The sequence below is a fragment of the Cytobacillus sp. IB215665 genome, from assembly GCF_033963835.1.
Classification (GTDB): domain Bacteria; phylum Bacillota; class Bacilli; order Bacillales; family SM2101; genus Nanhaiella.
Map to the genome: position 1 here is coordinate 1 of NZ_JAXBME010000017.1, position 18,189 is coordinate 18,189.

At 34.6% G+C, this 18,189-nt stretch carries 16 protein-coding genes; 5 read left to right on the forward strand and 11 right to left on the reverse strand.

Annotation, left to right across the window (positions count from 1 at the left end; genetic code table 11):
* From SLH52_RS17665 to SLH52_RS17685, 5 genes are all read right to left on the reverse strand, one after another.
* Positions 1–276, reverse strand: a 276-nt coding sequence (locus SLH52_RS17665) for a heavy metal-associated domain-containing protein (RefSeq protein ID WP_320210592.1), incomplete at its 3' end; no start/stop codon positions are given.
* A gap of 68 nt (positions 277–344) precedes the next feature.
* The gene (locus SLH52_RS17670; RefSeq protein WP_320210593.1) at positions 345–635 is read right to left on the reverse strand and encodes a glutaredoxin family protein; all 291 of its coding nucleotides are present in this window, start codon (positions 633–635) and stop codon (positions 345–347) included.
* Positions 636–652: 17 nt separating this feature from the next.
* Positions 653–1,972 (reverse strand): MFS transporter, encoded by a 1,320-nt coding sequence (locus SLH52_RS17675; protein ID WP_320210594.1) that lies wholly within the window; start codon positions 1,970–1,972, stop codon positions 653–655.
* A 699-nt stretch (positions 1,973–2,671) separates the two neighbouring features.
* The gene (locus SLH52_RS17680) at positions 2,672–4,432 is read right to left on the reverse strand and encodes a HAMP domain-containing sensor histidine kinase (protein ID WP_320210595.1); all 1,761 of its coding nucleotides are present in this window, start codon (positions 4,430–4,432) and stop codon (positions 2,672–2,674) included.
* Positions 4,429–5,142, reverse strand: a complete 714-nt coding sequence (locus tag SLH52_RS17685; protein ID WP_320210697.1) for a response regulator transcription factor — start codon at positions 5,140–5,142, stop codon at positions 4,429–4,431. The genes SLH52_RS17680 and SLH52_RS17685 overlap by 4 nt, the downstream gene beginning before the upstream one ends.
* A 155-nt stretch (positions 5,143–5,297) precedes the next feature.
* On the opposite strand from SLH52_RS17685, the gene SLH52_RS17690 reads away from it, so the two are divergent.
* Complete coding sequence (locus SLH52_RS17690; protein ID WP_320210596.1) at positions 5,298–6,479, forward strand: DUF418 domain-containing protein; 1,182 nt, start codon at positions 5,298–5,300, stop codon at positions 6,477–6,479.
* A gap of 214 nt (positions 6,480–6,693) precedes the next feature.
* On the opposite strand, the gene SLH52_RS17695 is transcribed toward SLH52_RS17690, so the two are convergent.
* Positions 6,694–7,908, reverse strand: coding sequence for an MFS transporter (locus tag SLH52_RS17695; protein ID WP_320210597.1), 1,215 nt, complete (start codon positions 7,906–7,908; stop codon positions 6,694–6,696).
* Between the two features lie 90 nt (positions 7,909–7,998).
* Complete coding sequence (locus SLH52_RS17700; RefSeq protein WP_320210598.1) at positions 7,999–9,225, reverse strand: MFS transporter; 1,227 nt, start codon at positions 9,223–9,225, stop codon at positions 7,999–8,001.
* 353 nt (positions 9,226–9,578) lie between these two features.
* Here SLH52_RS17700 and SLH52_RS17705 point away from each other — a divergent pair, with 353 nt between their 5' ends.
* Positions 9,579–10,040: an SAM-dependent methyltransferase gene (locus SLH52_RS17705; RefSeq protein WP_320210599.1), complete on the forward strand. Its 462-nt coding sequence runs from the start codon at positions 9,579–9,581 to the stop codon at positions 10,038–10,040.
* Between the two features lie 245 nt (positions 10,041–10,285).
* On the opposite strand, the gene SLH52_RS17710 is transcribed toward SLH52_RS17705, so the two are convergent.
* The 4 genes from SLH52_RS17710 to SLH52_RS17725 all read right to left on the reverse strand — a co-directional run bounded on the left by SLH52_RS17710 (position 10,286) and on the right by SLH52_RS17725 (position 13,940).
* Positions 10,286–11,110 carry a DUF4037 domain-containing protein gene (locus tag SLH52_RS17710; RefSeq protein WP_320210600.1) on the reverse strand — a complete coding sequence of 275 codons (825 nt, stop codon included), beginning with the start codon at positions 11,108–11,110 and terminating at the stop codon, positions 10,286–10,288.
* 245 nt (positions 11,111–11,355) lie between these two features.
* A complete protein-coding gene (locus tag SLH52_RS17715; protein ID WP_320210601.1) occupies positions 11,356–11,736 on the reverse strand; it encodes a nucleoside 2-deoxyribosyltransferase in 381 nt (126 codons plus the stop codon).
* A gap of 168 nt (positions 11,737–11,904) precedes the next feature.
* Complete coding sequence (locus SLH52_RS17720) at positions 11,905–13,365, reverse strand: aspartate aminotransferase family protein (protein WP_320210602.1); 1,461 nt, start codon at positions 13,363–13,365, stop codon at positions 11,905–11,907.
* A gap of 14 nt (positions 13,366–13,379) precedes the next feature.
* A complete protein-coding gene (locus SLH52_RS17725) occupies positions 13,380–13,940 on the reverse strand; it encodes a TetR/AcrR family transcriptional regulator (RefSeq protein WP_214484163.1) in 561 nt (186 codons plus the stop codon).
* 650 nt (positions 13,941–14,590) lie between these two features.
* Between SLH52_RS17725 and SLH52_RS17730 the strand changes: the two genes are divergently transcribed.
* The 3 genes from SLH52_RS17730 to SLH52_RS17740 all read left to right on the forward strand — a co-directional run bounded on the left by SLH52_RS17730 (position 14,591) and on the right by SLH52_RS17740 (position 18,114).
* The gene (locus SLH52_RS17730) at positions 14,591–16,120 is read left to right on the forward strand and encodes an FGGY-family carbohydrate kinase (RefSeq protein WP_320210603.1); all 1,530 of its coding nucleotides are present in this window, start codon (positions 14,591–14,593) and stop codon (positions 16,118–16,120) included.
* A gap of 108 nt (positions 16,121–16,228) precedes the next feature.
* Entirely contained in the window at positions 16,229–17,461 is a 1,233-nt protein-coding gene (locus SLH52_RS17735; protein ID WP_320210604.1) for an MFS transporter, read from the forward strand.
* A complete protein-coding gene (locus tag SLH52_RS17740) occupies positions 17,461–18,114 on the forward strand; it encodes a class II aldolase/adducin family protein (protein WP_320210605.1) in 654 nt (217 codons plus the stop codon). Before SLH52_RS17735 ends, SLH52_RS17740 begins: the two co-directional genes overlap by 1 nt.
* Positions 18,115–18,189: the final 75 nt, after the last annotated feature.

The window sequence follows — 18,189 nt, forward strand, 5'->3', positions numbered from 1 at the left end:
ACATGTCATGCCGTATATATCAAGATCTACCTTCTCAGTCTGTACACCGTAGCCGAGTTTATTAATTGTTGACACTACATCTTCTGGCTTCACTGTATTAGCATTATACTTAATTGTTGCCGATTCCATTGCTAAATTAACATTCGCCTCTACACCGTCCATTTTGTTTAACATTTTTTCAATTCGTGTAGAACATGATGCACATGTCATCCCTGTTATACCTAATTGTATTTGTTCTTGAGCAGGATTTGCTATTAATTCTGTTAATCCACTCATATTGATCATCTCCATTTAATGATTTATATATTACAAACTACGAAACTACACTAACACTATAAAAATTTTTATTGTACTACTGGTACATTTAACAGCTCCATAATCTCCTGTTTATTTGGTTCAAAACCAATAATATTTTTGTGAATTTTTATCTTACCCCATATATTTTTTTTATAAAAGACGAAGGAAGGAACAATTCTTGTACCAGAAATAGTCTTCAAATCATCTTCTAGTTTCAAATCTTTACTAACATCTTTATCAACATACGGGATCTGATGTAATGCAAGAAATTGCTTCGCTTGTTGGCAATCTGAGCATGTAGGCCTTGTATAAAGTTCAAGAATTAATTTATCAGTCATAAATATCTACCTTTCTATTATTTTTTAAAAATTGCGAATACGATTAATGAAATGATGGAAACACTAGCTAAAAAGATACTAATATAAGCAAAACCATCTGCAGAAGAAGCAATCATTATTCCTGCAATTGTTGGACCGACAGTTGATCCAAGAGATCTGAATAAACTAAGAAATCCTACTGATGTACCAGCCTCAGATATAGGTGTCTCTTGTATAATCAAAATATTTAAAGGAGCACCGATAATAATTCCAATCCCAAAGCCAATAATCGCAGCAACTACTAAAACATAGCTATAATTTATAGGGTTTATTAACAACAGTGTTCCAATGGTTGTCAGAAGAAAGCCAATAAACAATACTTTCTTTGCCCCAATTTTTGTAACCATTTGACCTCCAACTACTGAGGCAATCATTGATGTAATAGCTAATGGAGCAACACCTAAAGCTGCACTTGCTTTGGTAATCATCATCTCAGTTTCTATAAATATAGGTAATAAATTAATTGTAGAGGCCATAATTACCCCTGATGCCGCTGAGTAGAATAAAATTATAAGAGTATTCTTTTGTTTAAAGAAATGTATTTTAATAATTGGATCTGGTACAGTTTTTTCTACGAATATCATAATTGGTATTAATATGACACCTATAATTAGGACATATATATTTACTGTTGTAATCCCAAGCATGATTGACAGAATGATAGCTGTCAGAAGCATAATACCTTTATAATCAATTGGATTTTTTACTATTTGTTGTTGTATCTTCACAAAACTCATGAGTACTACCACTAGAATTGCAATTGGAACATTGATTAAAAATATCCACTGCCAATCAAAGTTTTGAATGATATATCCTCCTACCATTGGGCCGAGAATGCTTCCGAATCCAAATATGAGTCCTATCATCCCCATAGCCTTTGCACGAGTTTCTTCTGGATAACTTACCGCTATAAATGCTGCAGTTATTGGAAATATTCCACCTGTTCCAATAGCTTGAATACTTCGCCCTATTAAAAACAGAACAAAGTTAGGTGCTAATGCAGCAAACAATGATCCAATGCCAAATAGTCCAATACCAACTATAAAGATTAACTTCCTCCCGAATCGATCAGAGAATTTACCCATGAGGGGTATACTTACTGCAAATAATAATGTATATATCGTAAAGCTCCAGACTCCCCACGAGGTATCAATATTATAAGTGAAGACAATTGAGCTTAGAGCAGGACCAACGATACCGTGGTCAAGTGCCCCCATGAATATCCCAATTAAAAACAGAGTCATTGCTATTTTTCTTTCATTCTTACTTACTATTGGCTTTTTCAAAGTAACTTCCATGTTATTTACCTCCATATGTGACCTCATTTTTATTCATATTTATTAGGCTCTTTTCGTAAACTTTGTTGCTATTCTTAGATAGAGATCAACATTTATGAAGATAGAAAAGAGCCACGAATGCTTAATGTATACCGGCCTATACTTAGAACAAAACAATTAATGTGAAAACACCCTTTTATTAAGAGTGAAGATAAGTATCCTTCCCCATCATGGCTTGACAATCAATATCCATTTCAATCACCTCTTTAACTATATACTATACCCCTGTATGGTATATGTCAATACAAAAGTTTCAATTGTTACATTTGAATTACCAATTTTATATTGAGTTAATTACATAGAGTTTTCTTAGATCATTCACTTACTTGTCATCATTAAAAGGCTACCAAGAATTGTTAAGGTTGATTATATCTTTTTTCAGAATGTTTAAAAATGTAAAATATCGATGCTACTTGTATTATTTCGACTACCCTTAGATGATCTATCGTATATATAGATAATGCAACACGATGTTTTTTATATACTTTCAACTAAACGTTGTCCCTCAAAAGAGTAAGTTTTTGTGGAAGGGGAAGATATAACAGTAGCCTCAGGACCTTTATCCTGAGGCTAGAAGATATAATGACTATGGAGATTTTTGATTTACTAATCATAAGCTCATTCAGCGTATGTTATAAATCGTACATGCTGTTAATACATTTACTCAGTAGAGTATATAGGGAAAATTAACGTAATTTTAGTTCCTACCTCAACTGTTGATTCAACCTTAATATCGCCATGATGAGAGTTTACAATTTCTTTTGCAATACTCATCCCTAACCCAACTCCTTCTATCTGTTCGTCTGTATTCGTTCCTCTGTAATACCTTTCAAACAAATTTTGCTTCGTTTCTTCATCCATACCTTGTCCATTGTCAATAATTTGAACAAATGTTTGATTCAGTTTATTTTCAACTTTCACTACAATTGAAATACCAGGTGGGTTGTGTTTGATCGAATTATATATTAAGTTATCTAGCATTCTCAGAAGCCATTTTCGATCACCTAAAATTTCTATATTGGGCTGACTGTACTTACCATTTATAGTATTTTGACCAAGGGTCACATCTTTGCTGAATTTCTTTAAAGTATGTTCAATAATTTCAACAATGTTTATTGGTTCTAAAGTTAACGGAAGTGTGTCATTTTTAAGCTGAAACACTAACGAAAAATCCTGGATGAGGTTTAACATATAGTCACCTTTTTCTCTTACCATGGCACCAACTTCTTGAAGCTCATTTGAACTCCATTCGTATTCTCCACTTTCAAGTATGTGACCGTACCCTTGAATCGTTGATAATGGCGTTCTTAAATCATGGGAAATACCTGTCATCCATTCCTCTCTCACTTTTTCAAGTCGTTTTCGTTCTCTCACAGATTCTGATAGCTTTTCAGTGACATCATAAAAGGCTTGTATCACTTCTTGGTATAATCTGTATCGGTAACGAACCTTTCCTTTTTTATTAAATATCTTTTGTCTTTCCTTATCGGTAAATACCTGAGTGTATTCATCATGACCCATTCTTTCTAACCAGCTTATAAAAATGTGTAGTGGTTGACCATAGCGAAACGCATGCCATCCAGTTAAGGCTATAGCTAAAAATAGTAGCACACCACCCATAATGACTAATGTTAAAATAGCCTTTTTTATAAAAATTAATTGAATGACTTCATCATCGTTTTTATTCAAATGCAACATCCAAGTCGTATCCCACTTATTGTCATGGTAGATGACTGCATCAGTTTCGTAGTTTCCGGGTTGTAATTTTCTACCTAAGACGTCTAAAGGCTTGTATGTTTGAGCATCGTCCTTCTGACCAATTGATTGTACAATTTCACCATCATTATTTAATATCTGGAGATAGCCATCCATTTCTGCTAACACCTTATCTAGATGGAATTTTGCTTCTTTTGCTAGTGCTTCATTGGAAGAAAATTGATTCACCCATGACTCCAACAGCTCCAAGTTTTTATCTTCATATCCTAATAAAAACAAATACGGATCATCAAAGAAAGTAGCGTCGTATTTATAATAAACTTTATATGTTTCATATTGATTAGCCTCTTCTATTTGAACAAGATCATTAATCGTATATTTATCATTTACATGTGACGGTGTATTAATTGCATACATGACTTCACCATCAAGATTAACAATTTGCAACCACATATTCTTCTTAGCTAACTCTCGATGCCAATCGGTTGAAAATTCTACTTTACCGTCAGCAATACTAGTTTCTGTATGTATCGAGTCAAGAACACCTATTGGATAATTACTACGAATTTCTGATAAGGCCATAAAACGATAAAATATTAAGAGGAAAATAACTAATACAACAAATATAAACAACACAAGCGTAATATATTGAAATGTAAATTGAAACGCAAACCTTCGTTTTATCGACTTTGATTTCAACTTCATTTCTTTTGCTCCTTCATAAGCTTATATCCTAATCCACGAACAGTTACGAGGAAGCGAGGATTACTAGGATCAGGCTCGATTCTCTCCCTTAATCTCCTAATATGAACCATAACAGTATTATCATCAACCATCGTATCAAGACCCCACACCTTTTCAAATAACTCTTCTTTTGAAAACACACGATTAGGATTCTCACATAAGAATTGGAGTAAACGATAGATTTGTGGAGGACATGACACAACCTCTCCATTTACATTGAGCTCTTTTGTCATCTCATCTAACATAAAAAAACCAAAATCATATAAATTTTTACGCTCTGAACTACTTGTTGTTAGTTGATTTCCACTCCTTCTATTAGCCGCTTTTATTCTAGCAACAATCTCTAACGGATTAAATGGTTTTGTAACGTAATCGTCACCACCAATCGCAAAGCCTGTTAATACATCTAAATCAGATGTCCTTGCAGTTAAAAATAATATATGAGCATTTGTCATTGTTTTTATTTTTGGCAATGCTTCAAACCCTGATTGATCTGGAAGCATTACGTCTAGCACAATATAATCTACTTGTTCTTGCTCTAAAATAACCATTGCTTCATTAATAGTATGAGCTTTAAAGATTAGATTAAATCCTTCCTTCATCAACACCATTTCTAGCATTTTTACGATAGATTTCTCATCATCAACAATTAATACCCTCGAATTTTCCACCATGATTATCCACCTCGTCTTAATATTACCATGTTAACCTTACGAGAATCTTAACGCGATACCTAATAATTAAGATAAAAATAAGGTGCTGTTTCATATGCAGTAAGGAATATCAATTATGCTATATTTATAAAACTGAGCAAGGGGGAACTACAATGACGATAAACAACCGAGTAAATATGATCGATGGTATAAGGGGCTTTAGTTTATTTGGAATATTAATGGCGAACCTACTAATCTTTCAATATGGTTTATTTGGAAAAGATGAAATATCACTTCTTTCGTTATCAGCAACAGATTTATTTGCATATAAGTTGATAAAAATATTCATCGAGGGTAGTTTTATGCCCATTTTCACATTTTTATTTGGATATGGGATGATTAAAATGAAAGAAAGTTTAGAGAGAAAGGAACTCAAAGTAAAAAGACATTTCGTGCGTCGTTTTATATTCTTGGGAGCTATTGGCCTAGTGCACAGTACATTGTTATGGGAAGGTGACATTCTACTCTTATATGGAATGATGGGGTTTTTTCTCTTATTGTTTATGAATCGAAAGAGTAAGACTGTCCTAGTATGGGGAATAATTTTACTGTTACTTACCTCACTCTTCGGGTATGGAAATGAATCTGGAACTATTGAAGACAAAGCTATTTTAGAACAATACGTAAAAGATACATTTGAGATTTATGGTAGTGGTACTTATAATGAAATAACATATCATAGAAACAACGTTGACCCGCTTAATTTACCTGATTATATGTACATTGTTTTATTATTATTAGCGCCTATTGCTTCGGCACCTTTATTCTTGCTTGGGATGTACGCCGCAAAGAAACAACGCTTCACAGATCCAGCAAAAGAACAAGATTTATATATTAAATACGCACTATTTTTTGTACCAATCGGTCTATTACTAAAAAGCTTAGTTTACATTATTCCAAATCAATCTTGGGTCGGTATTGGTTCATTACTCGGGGCAAATATGTTATCACTAGGCTATATTTATTTAATGGCACTCGGTTATAAGCAAGGTACTTTACTATTTAAGTCATTTGAAGCTGTTGGCAAGTTATCAATGACAAATTACTTACTACAAACTGTTATCTGTACAACTATCTTTTATGGTTATGGTTTCGGCTTATTTGGAAAACTAGGAATAGTTAATGCGTTTTTCCTCGGCATCATCATTTACTCCTTACAGGTTTCCCTTAGTTACCTATACTTAAAGAGATTCAGATCTGGACCATTCGAAAAAATGATACGTATTTGGACATATTTCACCCTATCAGGTAAACCGAGAATTAAAGCATCAATAGAAAATAAACGAATTGCTTAATATTTATGCTAGAAGGATATCATGTAAAAATAAAAGAAGATGGATTACAAAATCCTAAGGTTTATTCCTATATGTGTAATTTCAGGCATCATTCCAATAAATATATAGTTTCAATCTTTTTTCATATGAATTTTTCAATGATAAATAAAGCTGTTGCTATGGTGTACATACCCATAACAACAGCTTTTAACCTTTTCATGAAAGATTTATACTATTAATCTACCTTCTTCACCTCTAAGGAATTTTTATTTTTCAGCGCATATATTGCTGACATAACCAATAATATACCTGCTAAAATAAAAACAACCCTTATATTGTATTGCTCTGAAATGTAACCAAAAAATAGTGTTGATAGACCAAATGTTATCGCAGTTAACGCACTTTGAGCTGCGTATACCTTTGGTAACATATCTGCAGAGGTACTTTGTTGTATGCCTGTTTGTAAGCTGATTCCCTTTATTTGTTCAAATAATCCAAACATAGCTGATATAATAAGAGCAATCCAAGCATTTGAATTAGCACCAAAAAGAAATGGAATGACACTTACTACAAATGATGTCATAATAATTGTCTTTGTCATATGTTTTTCGATCATAGTAGAGAATTTCATTCCAACTACACTGCCAATTAAAAGACCGACAAAGAAACTTACATTAATATAGCCCCACCATTTTTCAGATTCTTGTAAGACTTCATAGACGAACACGTAAAGAATAGCAGCAATCCATACTACATGAGCAATTGATTCTATAAACAGCATAACATGAATATTTCTAAGAGAAGGATTCCTCCAAATGATTGCCCATCCTTCTTTTAGCACATACCAAAAGGCTTCCTCTTTATCCTTACTTATTTCGTGCCGAGTTTCGTCAATAATACCAAACATCATCAATGTCGACACTAAATATAACAACAAGGTCAGCCATATCACATATGAGCCACTTATTGCTGCTACCAAAATGCCTCCGAAAGCCCAGCCACCTAACTGTATAATCTGATCTACACTTGCAAGAAAGCTATTTGCTCTAACCAGTTCTTTAGAACTTACAAGCCTCGGTAACATAGCATCCCGAGCCGGATTTGCCCATCCATCAAAGAAAGAAATGGTAAAAGCAAATGTGATAACAATAAATGGAGACATCGCTTCAATTTGCATATACACATAAAGCGACAATAATAATAACAACACTGTTTTAATTACTTGAGAGCTTACTAGTAATGATTTTAACTTTAAACGATTAATTAATATTGGTGCAAAAATTCCACTTATAAACCTGGCAAAAGTAATTGCAAAAGGTAAGAAGGCTAAATAGAATGGCGAGCCAGTGGAACTGTATAGTAAAGATATTAGCGCAACAATATAAAGGACATCGCCAACATCTGCAAATGATTGACCTATCCATAAATACTTAAATGATTTACTTTTCATTTTTACTACCCCTTTGTAGTTTCAAATTTTATTAGTTTGGGGTAGTCACCTACATTCATTTCACTCCGTTCATTATAAGTACAATATGTTTTATATTAATTCATTACTCGTTTCAAAGGTAGAAACGGGTTTATTTAAGCTCCTCTGGTTATATGCTATGAGACCATTCATCACTAAGATCATTGAACAGATTACAAGTCCTAAATTTGCGTTAACAAATTGCGCGATTCCACCAGCAAACAGATTAGCTACAATTGCTACTAAACTTGAAATAAGTAACCCAGCGCTACTTACCCTTGCCAAATAAGTTGTTGGAGTAACTGTTTGTCTACCTGCACCGTTAATAACGAATGCCATCGACAATGCACCATCAAAGATGAACATCCCAATAAATGCAGGAACAAAACTGGTTGATAATACAATTAATAAAACTCCTATTCCAGATATAAATATAAGGCTTCCATATAGTACATTCCAGTTCACTAATTTCACTTTACGCATGAGAATAACACCAAATATATTCCCTAATCCAGCTGCTGAGAGCAGCAGCCCCGTTTGTGCATCATTTAAGTGTAAAACCTGTGAAGCATATACAATGACCAATAAAACGACTGCATAGGATGAAAAGTTTAGCACAGTATGATTAAGTGTTATAAACCTTTGAAGACGATTTCCAAACAAAAACCTAACACCTTGTAGCCCCTCATTGATCTTCTGTTTTCCACTCTCGTTACGAACAGCCTTTTCAACTGGCTCTTTTACAACGAGAAAATATATTGCAATGAAAGATAGTAAAAATGAAAAAGCATCAATGCTTAGCGTCCATGCTCCACCAATTACTGTTAAAGCAATACCTGCCAGAGCAGGACCTACTAAAGTACTTACCGCATCTGCACCTTCCAAATAATTATGTGCATCAACTAAATTTTGACGTTGTACTACACGTGGTAGCATCGCATTAAATGAAATTCGAAAGAAAACTCCTGCTAGACCAGTCAATAGCAGGATACCAGATACAAACCATAAATTAAACGTTCCGAAAAATATGGTGGCAACTAACATAAACATCGTCAATGCTCGAATAAGCTCACTTACTAACGCAACTGTTTTCTTTGACCTTTGCTCAATCCAAACACCTGCTGGTATAGAAAATAATAGCGGTGCAATGTGAGTACTTACCGCAACAACTCCGGCCTTCAACGGTGAGTCTGTCACATGTAAAATAATTAATGGTATGACAAGCTCACTAAAACGATTTCCAAATATCGAAACGAGTTGACCTAACCATAACAGTAGAAAGTTTCTATTCTTGGACATCCTAACACCTCTAACAAACTTCTATTCATTTTTTAGATTAGAATTAAACTTCCTCTCACATTGAACTTAGCTCCTGTAATGTATTATTGTTAGGTCATACATATTTCATAATTATTTAAATTTTAATATAATTACTAATATAACGCAATTATGTATTTATATAACATAATATCTTGATACCATTACCCAAACCCTCATTTAAACAAACGTTTGATTAAACTCTTAATGTCGTACTAATATCTAAGCGAAAACAGCATGAACTACAGCTACGCGTTCCAATTACGTACATATCAATAACTCGACAACAGTCTAGGAGTAATCCATTAAAATTATGATGTTAGAAAGGAGAAAATATGTATTCATTTAAGCCGATCGCTTACGTTAAAAATAATAGAGAAAAAATAGCAGATGACAATTGGGGAGATGTTTTATCATTAATAGAATTAACAGAAGAGTTTTCAGAAGAGAGCTTATTAGGAATTGAAGAATTTTCTCACGTTGACGTCATCTTTTTATTCGATAAGGTAGCTGATAGTCATACCCACTTCTCAGCAAGACACCCCCGCAATAATCAGAACTATCCAAAGGTCGGCATCTTTGCTCAGCGTGGTAAAGACCGCCCGAACAAACTTGGCTTAACTACTGTGAAGTTAGTGAAACGAGAAGGCATGACACTGTTTGTGACAGGCCTAGATGCAATTCATAACACACCAATCATAGACATCAAGCCTGTTATGGAAGAGTTTTTACCTAAAGGAACAATTAAACAGCCGAGATGGTCAAGAGATTTAATGACAAATTATTGGAAAGTATAATAATAAGAGGAATTGAAGGCCTAAAAATGTATATTTTTAGCCCTTCAATATGTAGTGGAATGGTCATTCGACAACAGCTCTACGAAAAGGTGAGCTCACTTACTGTTTTAAGTAAAAAACACTCTTCCTCATTAAGAAAGGTGTCAAGAAAATACTAGCTTAATATCAATAAAGTATTAGAATTAGTATTACTATTACACTTATCCTAATTCTCTGCTTGCCCAATAAAGTTCCTTTTTAGTCTTTTATTTCACATAACCAATACGTTCTTTTTGTTTACTAATATCTAATTCTGGTATTTGTTCCTCTATTAAATCAATGATCTCTTCAATTAATTTTTCCAATTCCACCACACTGTTATTTGGACTTCCAACAAGAATAGTTGTCATTCTGTTATATAGATTTTGAGGTTTAAGGTGCATGGATTTAATATTGTAGTTCATCCATTTGAAAGCAGGATGATGAACATATATATTATTTAAACCGAACAACACACCGTACAAATTCTTTTGAATTTCACAAATTACCTCATATAGCATAAGCCAATCTTGACGATATAAAAGTGCATGTCGATTAGCCCACTTGTTACTAAACGATAGGTTTTCAGAAATCATTCGTTTAGCTAACTCTAACGGATACTTTGCAACTCTATTCTTTAATGATGCTATTATGTTATGACCATATATACTTCCTCCATCATTTACCGATGCTACTAGGCATTGCTTTACATAATCAATTTCATGGTTATCTACTATGTCAGAAATAATATTTTCAACTGTGGTCGTTAAAAAGTTACTTATTTCTAATTTTACTCCAGCATTTATTACATAGGATTCAGACCACTCTTCCTCTTCAAAAGGATAGTAGGACAATATTCTTCCATTTACTTGTTCTATTGGCTTTTTACGATCTTTATCTTCTGGAGGCGTCTTCCACAATATATGCAATTCAATATCTGAGTGTTCATCATGTAAATTCCTTGACACTGATCCCGCCAAAATAATCGCTTCCACTTTTGGATTTTGTTTATAGATTGCTCCCATTTCTTCTGCTATTTGCAATAATTCCATTTTCGTCCTCCAGACAAACTCGCTTTATCTAAACTAGCTTCACTAATGAAACCAGTAATAAAAAGCTTGTTATGATGAACTTGCTATGTATTTGTTAAAGGCGTTTTTTCATAAACTTTGTGTTATTGTTCCTAAACTTGAAGATAAAGGTGTCGTTTTACGTAACAGCCATCGTTTTATAGAAAAAAGATGCCAAGAAATTTAGTTGTATACGTGTTTATTATTTTAGTATGAAAAACAACAACCTACGCCGAAACCAGCCTTATTAAATCATCTATAGTACCTATACATTTCTCTATGCCATTTAAGTGATAAAAGGTAGTTGTAGTTTCAAAGTCATTTATATCTTCACTTTCTGAATAAAGATAAACCTTTTTCCCTCTGCCTAGTGCAATACCTAATTCAACATGACTACCTTTCCCTGCTGGGAATAAAACTACTAAAAAATCAGCTTCACATACTGCATCTTTCTCCTTTTGACCAATATGCCTAAGCTGATCAATAGTCGATGCCCTGTTATTTTTAGTCCAATCATACGTTTGAGTATAGCCTTTAGCTATTAGTTTTTCACTCACATACTTAACACGTTCAATATTCTTAAAACTTGATGCTATATAAAATTTCATCGTTGTTGCTCCTAAATTTGTCTTTTATTTGTTATAAACTACGATAACGCTAGTTATTACATAAGCACAAATTAAATGATCTACATACAAAAAAGGTGTCTCTTTGTTAATGGAAACGCTAATTATAAGACACCCCTCATATTCATCTTATTTTCATCCAATTAATAGTTAAACATGCGCACCTTCAATTTTTTGAAAAACTCGCTCAAAACGATTAAGTGCATCATCAATCACTTCATCAGTATCTGCCAAGCTAGTATATAGTCTGCTACCTGCCAGCGAAACGATTCCTTCCGCCATATAAGCAGCACCCATCTCCTCCATCATGTGCTTCCGTTTTTTAATTTCACCGAGTGCACTTAAAATATTGATTCCTAATTTGACAAACATCGCTGCCGCAGTTTCTAGATGGCATATAGATCCTTGGTTAAAGGCGACAAAAGGTAGATTATACTTATTAATAAGTTCATTAAGCCCCTTCGTTAAACGATCCCCTGCCCTCCCTGCAACTTCACATGCGTTTGTTTTTTCAATTTCTAGTATTGTATAGTAGCCAGCAAGCGCACTTAACGGATTTGCAGCTAATGTTCCGCCAACATATGCTCTTTTTTTACCACTCTCCAAACCTGCAGCAAGTCGTTCAATTAAATCCTTGCGACCTCCAACACCGCCCGCAGCTGGATAACCACCAGCAATTACTTTTCCAAATACCGTCAAATCTGGTTTTACATCAAAATAGCCTTGAGCTCCTCCTAATCCTATGCGAAAACCCGTTACAACCTCATCGAATATGAGCAGAGCACCAAACTCATCACAAAGTTTGCGAACTTCATGATTATAATCTTTGTATATCGGTCTCGTACCGCTCTCTGGACCAACTGGTTCAACTATTACACAAGCTGTACCGCCCTTTAGCTTATTAAGCTGTAGCTGCCTTCTTAATGCACCTAAGTTATTTGGTTTTACTTCTTGCGTATGCCTAGTACTTGCTCGAGGTATACCGTGTGCTTCAAATCTCCCTGTACCTGGGATCTTTAATCCATAAACCATTTGGTCACTCCAGCCATGATACGCACCGCCAATTTTGACAACCTTTTTCTTCCCTGTTGCAAGTCTAGCAATTCTGATTGAAGCCATAACGGCTTCTGTACCACTTCCTAGCATACGAAACATTTCTACTGCAGGCATGTGTTTATTAATTAACTTTGCAAGCTTAAATTCATATTCGTGGAATAGTCCAGTAACAGGTCCACAATCATTTAATAATTCAATTACTTTTTCTCTAACTGGTTTATAATTACTCCCCAAAATAATGGGCCCACCTGATTGTAGAAAATCAATATATTTATTTCCATCAATATCCCACAAATAAGCTCCTTCTGCTTTGTTTACGACAATAGGGTATGGATAATTAAACGCTAAATTATGCTGTACACCACCAGGAATATATTTTTTTGCCTCTGTAATCATTTCTTTAGATTTACTACATTTAGTTTCATAGTAATCTAGATATTCTTTCATCGCTTCACGTTTAATCGGCCTCATCGGCTGTTGCATTAAATGATCAAGTTTGTTGTAAATTTCCGCTGTATCGTGCCATGTTGAGATTGCGTATCCTTTCTTTTCCATAGAAAGACACCCCTTTATTCTTCGGTAATTCCTTTAAAAATCATATCTAAAATGTGATCTAATTCCGAAGTTGCACCTACTTTAGAATCTTCTTCAAGCCACCTGAATAAGAGCCCATAATAACTACCCATAATTAACGTAACGATCTCACTTTGTGAAAAAGTTGCTTTGATCTCACCTTTTTCCTGACTTTCTCTAATTAAGTTTTCTAATATTCTTCTAATTTGCAAGTAAGGAGTTTCTTTATCACTTTTATTAATAATTGATGAGAAAACTACACGCCCTGTAAGCTGTAAATAGGGTAAAGAATCTTCTAGAAGTCTAAGCATAATGGTTCTAATCTTTTCAATTGTTTGCGAGGATTTATAAAGTGGGTCGTCCATTAAATCTAATAGATCAGCTACTTCTTCTTCTGCAATTCCAATCAACAAACTTTCTTTATTCGGAAAATGCTTAAAAAAAGTACTCTTTGCGATATCTGACATTTCTGTAATGTCTTCTATTGATGTTTTCTCATAGCCTTTATCTCGGAATAAATAACGTGCTGACTTGAGAATATTTGTTGTGGTTTTCATTTTCTTACGCTCTCGCCTGGATAGGTTATACGAACTATGATTGTTAATGTTTTTTCCTCCTAGTTACGCTTTTTCCTAGGCTCTTTTCGTATACATTGAAGCTACTAATTTCTTAAGTATTCAATGGGTTTGTATAGGATAATCATTGTATTTAAGATGAGGATACGTGTTTATTCCTTAATACGAAAACAGCCTTTTCCTAATAACGGTATTATATATCAGTCTATTTTTATTGTAAAGTCTGAATATAAAATATATTCTAATTATATACTTGATTATTAAATCGTACTAAGGTATACTTTTCTCAGAAAAAACTATTTCCATATTTGGAATAGCATATATAATATAGTTAGAGGCTTTTCTATTATGTGTATTTTTCTGAATTTTCAGTACTGTTTATGCCACCTTCATCTACCATGACTCCATATTAAAAGTAAAATATGCATCACCACTGCGCTTACAACTACAGGAATCTATTATTTTCCAAACTCTTTATCATGAACTTTGTAGCATTCATTACTTATTGTCATTACAAGATCGAAAAATTATCAGTAGAAGAAAAGATGCTGTAATTTAATTGGCTACGGTGTATTTCTTAGTAACACAAATCAATACGAATGTAGCCTTTAATCTATTAGTGGAGGTTTTGTATGGGGGGGAAATACTTAATTTCTCATGATGTAGGTACGAGTTCCAATAAAACAGTTCTTGTAAATACAAACGGAAAAATCATTGCTAGTGCTACTGCTTCCTATCCTTTACTCACACCACACCCAAATTGGGTAGAGCAACAACCTGAAGACTATTGGAACGCAATCATTAAAACGACAAAACAAGTGTTAGAATTAGCAAGCGTATCACCACAAGAAGTATTAGGAATCATTTTCACGACTCAAGCAATGGGTATAATACCAATTAATAGCGATGGTCAAGTATTACGACCTAATATATCGTGGGTAGATGGTCGAGCTGAACTGCAAGCAAAAAGAATTATGAGGAAACTTCTAGGGGAACAGCTTTTTAAAGCGGTTGTTGGCGTAAAATTAATGGGCAAAGATGTGATCCCAAAACTTCTATGGATCAAAGAAAAGGAACCTACGGTATATCATGAAACGAAGTATTTTTTAGACGTAAATGGCTTTCTTAAATTTAAATCAACCGGCAATCCAGTCATTGAATGGTCTGGTGCATCATCCTATGGGTTTGACTTAAAGAAAAAAGATTGGTTAAAGTTCTTCTTTCAACTTTGCGGTATTGATACGAATAAACTTCCACCTCTTGTGCGCTCAATAGATAATGTTGGTGGCCTTACTAAAGAGGCTGCTGATGCAATGGGATTGCTTCAAGGGACCCCTGTCTTCGGTGGTTGTGATGACGTGCAAAGTGCTGCAGTTGGTGCCAATGCAGTTGGTGAAGGGGAAGCCCATATTTACCTCGGGACTTCTGCATGGGTATGTGTTTCAACTTCAAAAAACTTAAAGCATAAAAATGGTGCTGCTGTTATTCAAAGTGCTGATCCCAACATGGCTCATGTTGTGGGTATTACTGAAGCTGCTGGATCTTGTATCCAATGGATTGCTGATCAATTCTACTCTCACGAACAGCAAGATCCGAATGTTGATAATATATTTGATCTTATGGATGAAGATGTTAAGAAAATCCCTCCTGGTTCTGACTATCTAGTTTGTACACCTTGGATGCTAGGAGAAAGATGTCCAGTGAGTACTACTACTACTAGGGCCACATTATTTAATATAAGCCTAGAACATACAAGGGAACATATGATGAGAGCTGTCTATGAAGGTGTCTCTTACAACTTAAGTTGGATTTTAGAAAACTTCAAACGTGATTACGGGTTTGATGTTTCAACATTAAAGTTAATTGGAGGAGGCTCTCTTGACAGCCAATGGATGCAAATATTATCAGATGTAACACAAAAGCCTGTCACTACAGTGTTACAACCACAAATGGCCGGTGCCGTTGGTGGAGCAATTTGTGCAGCGATTGGACTTGGTATCTATGATGATTTTAACTGTGTTAATAATTTAATAAAAACGGATAAACATTATGAACCCAATGTACAAAATGCTCAAATTTATAGTCAGTTATTATCCTCCTATAAATCAATCTACTACTCTTTGAAACAATCTTATGCCGATTTAAATTCGGCTCGATTCTAACAGAAGACTCTTTTCTGTATACATCGTTTACTATTTCCACAATACTACCCAAGTTATAGAAAAGGTAACTAGAAAATCTACCTAATAAAACATGATATGGAGGTCGGTATGGAAAAACCTAAAGTCTACCGTTACAGATGGGTTATTCTTGTTTCAATGATTCCAATTCTTGCTACAACCAATTTATTTTGGTTAACTTTCGCTCCAATTACTCGTATCGCAGAAGATTATTACAACGTTTCTAGCCTTAGCATTGCATTTTTATCAATTTGTTTCATGGTTGTGTATATCATAATGACCTTACCAGCTTCTTGGCTTGTTGATACGTATGGTTTTCGCATCGCTGTTGCAGTTGGTGCTATTATTACTGCTGTATTTGGCCTATCAAGAGGGTATATGTCGTCAAGCTTTACGATAGTAGTTATTTCACAAATCGGTGTTGCTACCGGTCAGCCATTTCTAACAAATTCCATAACAAAGGCAGCTGCACGTTGGTTTCCTGTTGATGAAAGGGCTACCGCTACAGGAATTGCATCTATGGCTACTTATATCGGGATGATTATTGCCTTAGTGTTAACCCCAATTCTTACTGACCAGTACGGCTTAGAAAGCATGTTGAGCATATATGGTATTGTAGCGCTCATCTCTGCCTGCATATTTTTAATCTTATCCAAAGAGCATCCACCGACATCTCCAAGTATCGTTGAAGAGACCGAACAAACCTTTTCATTTAAAGGGTTACAGCAAATGTTACACAAAAGAGATTTTATCGTGTTAATGGCGTGTGTTTTTATCGTAATGGGCGTATTCAATGCAGTGATGACATGGATTGAAAATATCCTTAGTCCTAGAGGAATCACCCCTTCACAAGCAGGTATCGCTGGCGGTGTATTAGTTATATTAGGCCTCGTTGGAGCTGTTATCCTCCCAATTATTTCAGATCGTATTCATCAACGTCGTTTACTATTAATCATTCCATTAATTGCATCTATACCTGGTTTTATTGGGCTTACTTTTTTTCACCAATATAGCTTAATCCTTCTGTCTTGTGCATTTCTAGGATTTTTCATGATGGGGGTCGGACCGATCGCTTTTCAATATGGCGCAGAGATCGCTAATCCAATCCCAGAAGGTACATCCTATGGCATGCTTATGCTAATGGGGCAAATTTCAGGTGTAATATTCACTTATAGCATGGATGCATTTAGAGTTAGCTCAACTGACTCACTAACACCTGCCATGATCATACTTATAGGTTTAATGTTAATTGGATTATTTCTGACGTCTAAATTAAATGAATCAACGATGATTTTATCAAGTGAACATAAGGAGGAAATGTAATGGAAGTTACTGAAGTGAAGAAGATGGTTTGTGACGCAGGAAAGAGACTACTTTCCAGCGGACTTGTAGAAGGAACTTGGGGAAATATTAGTGCAAGAGTTGATGAGAATACAATGGTTATCACACCAAGTGGTAAAAATTATGCAGATCAAACACCTGATGATATGGTCGTTGTCAATTTGGCGGATTTAACATATGAAGGTGAGCTAAAACCTTCCACAGAACGTGGATTACATGCGGAAATATATAAGGAAAGAAAAAATGTAAATTCCGTAATTCATACTCATTCCCTTCACGGTTGTACAGTTGCCGCTGCTCGTAAAGAAATCCCTCCAATATTAGATGATATGGTACAAATTGTAGGGCCGAGTATTAGAGTGGCTGACTACGCTATATCAGGCACAAAAAAACTCACAAAAAACGTTATTAAAGCACTTAAAGGCAGAAATGGTGCTCTATTAGCTAATCACGGTACAATTTGTGTAGGCAGATCGATTGACGAAGCATTCGTTACGTGTCAAGTACTCGAAAAAGCATGTCGGATATTTATTGATGTACAAAATATCGGTGGTGCGGCTCAAATAAATAAAGTAGAAGCCATTGCGATGCACCAATATTATTTAAAAAAATATTCTAAAAGGCAGTCAATATAAAACTGTAATAACAAAGAGGCTGATACATGTAAGTAATTGTATCAGCCTCTTTCATTGCCAAAATAATAAGGTATA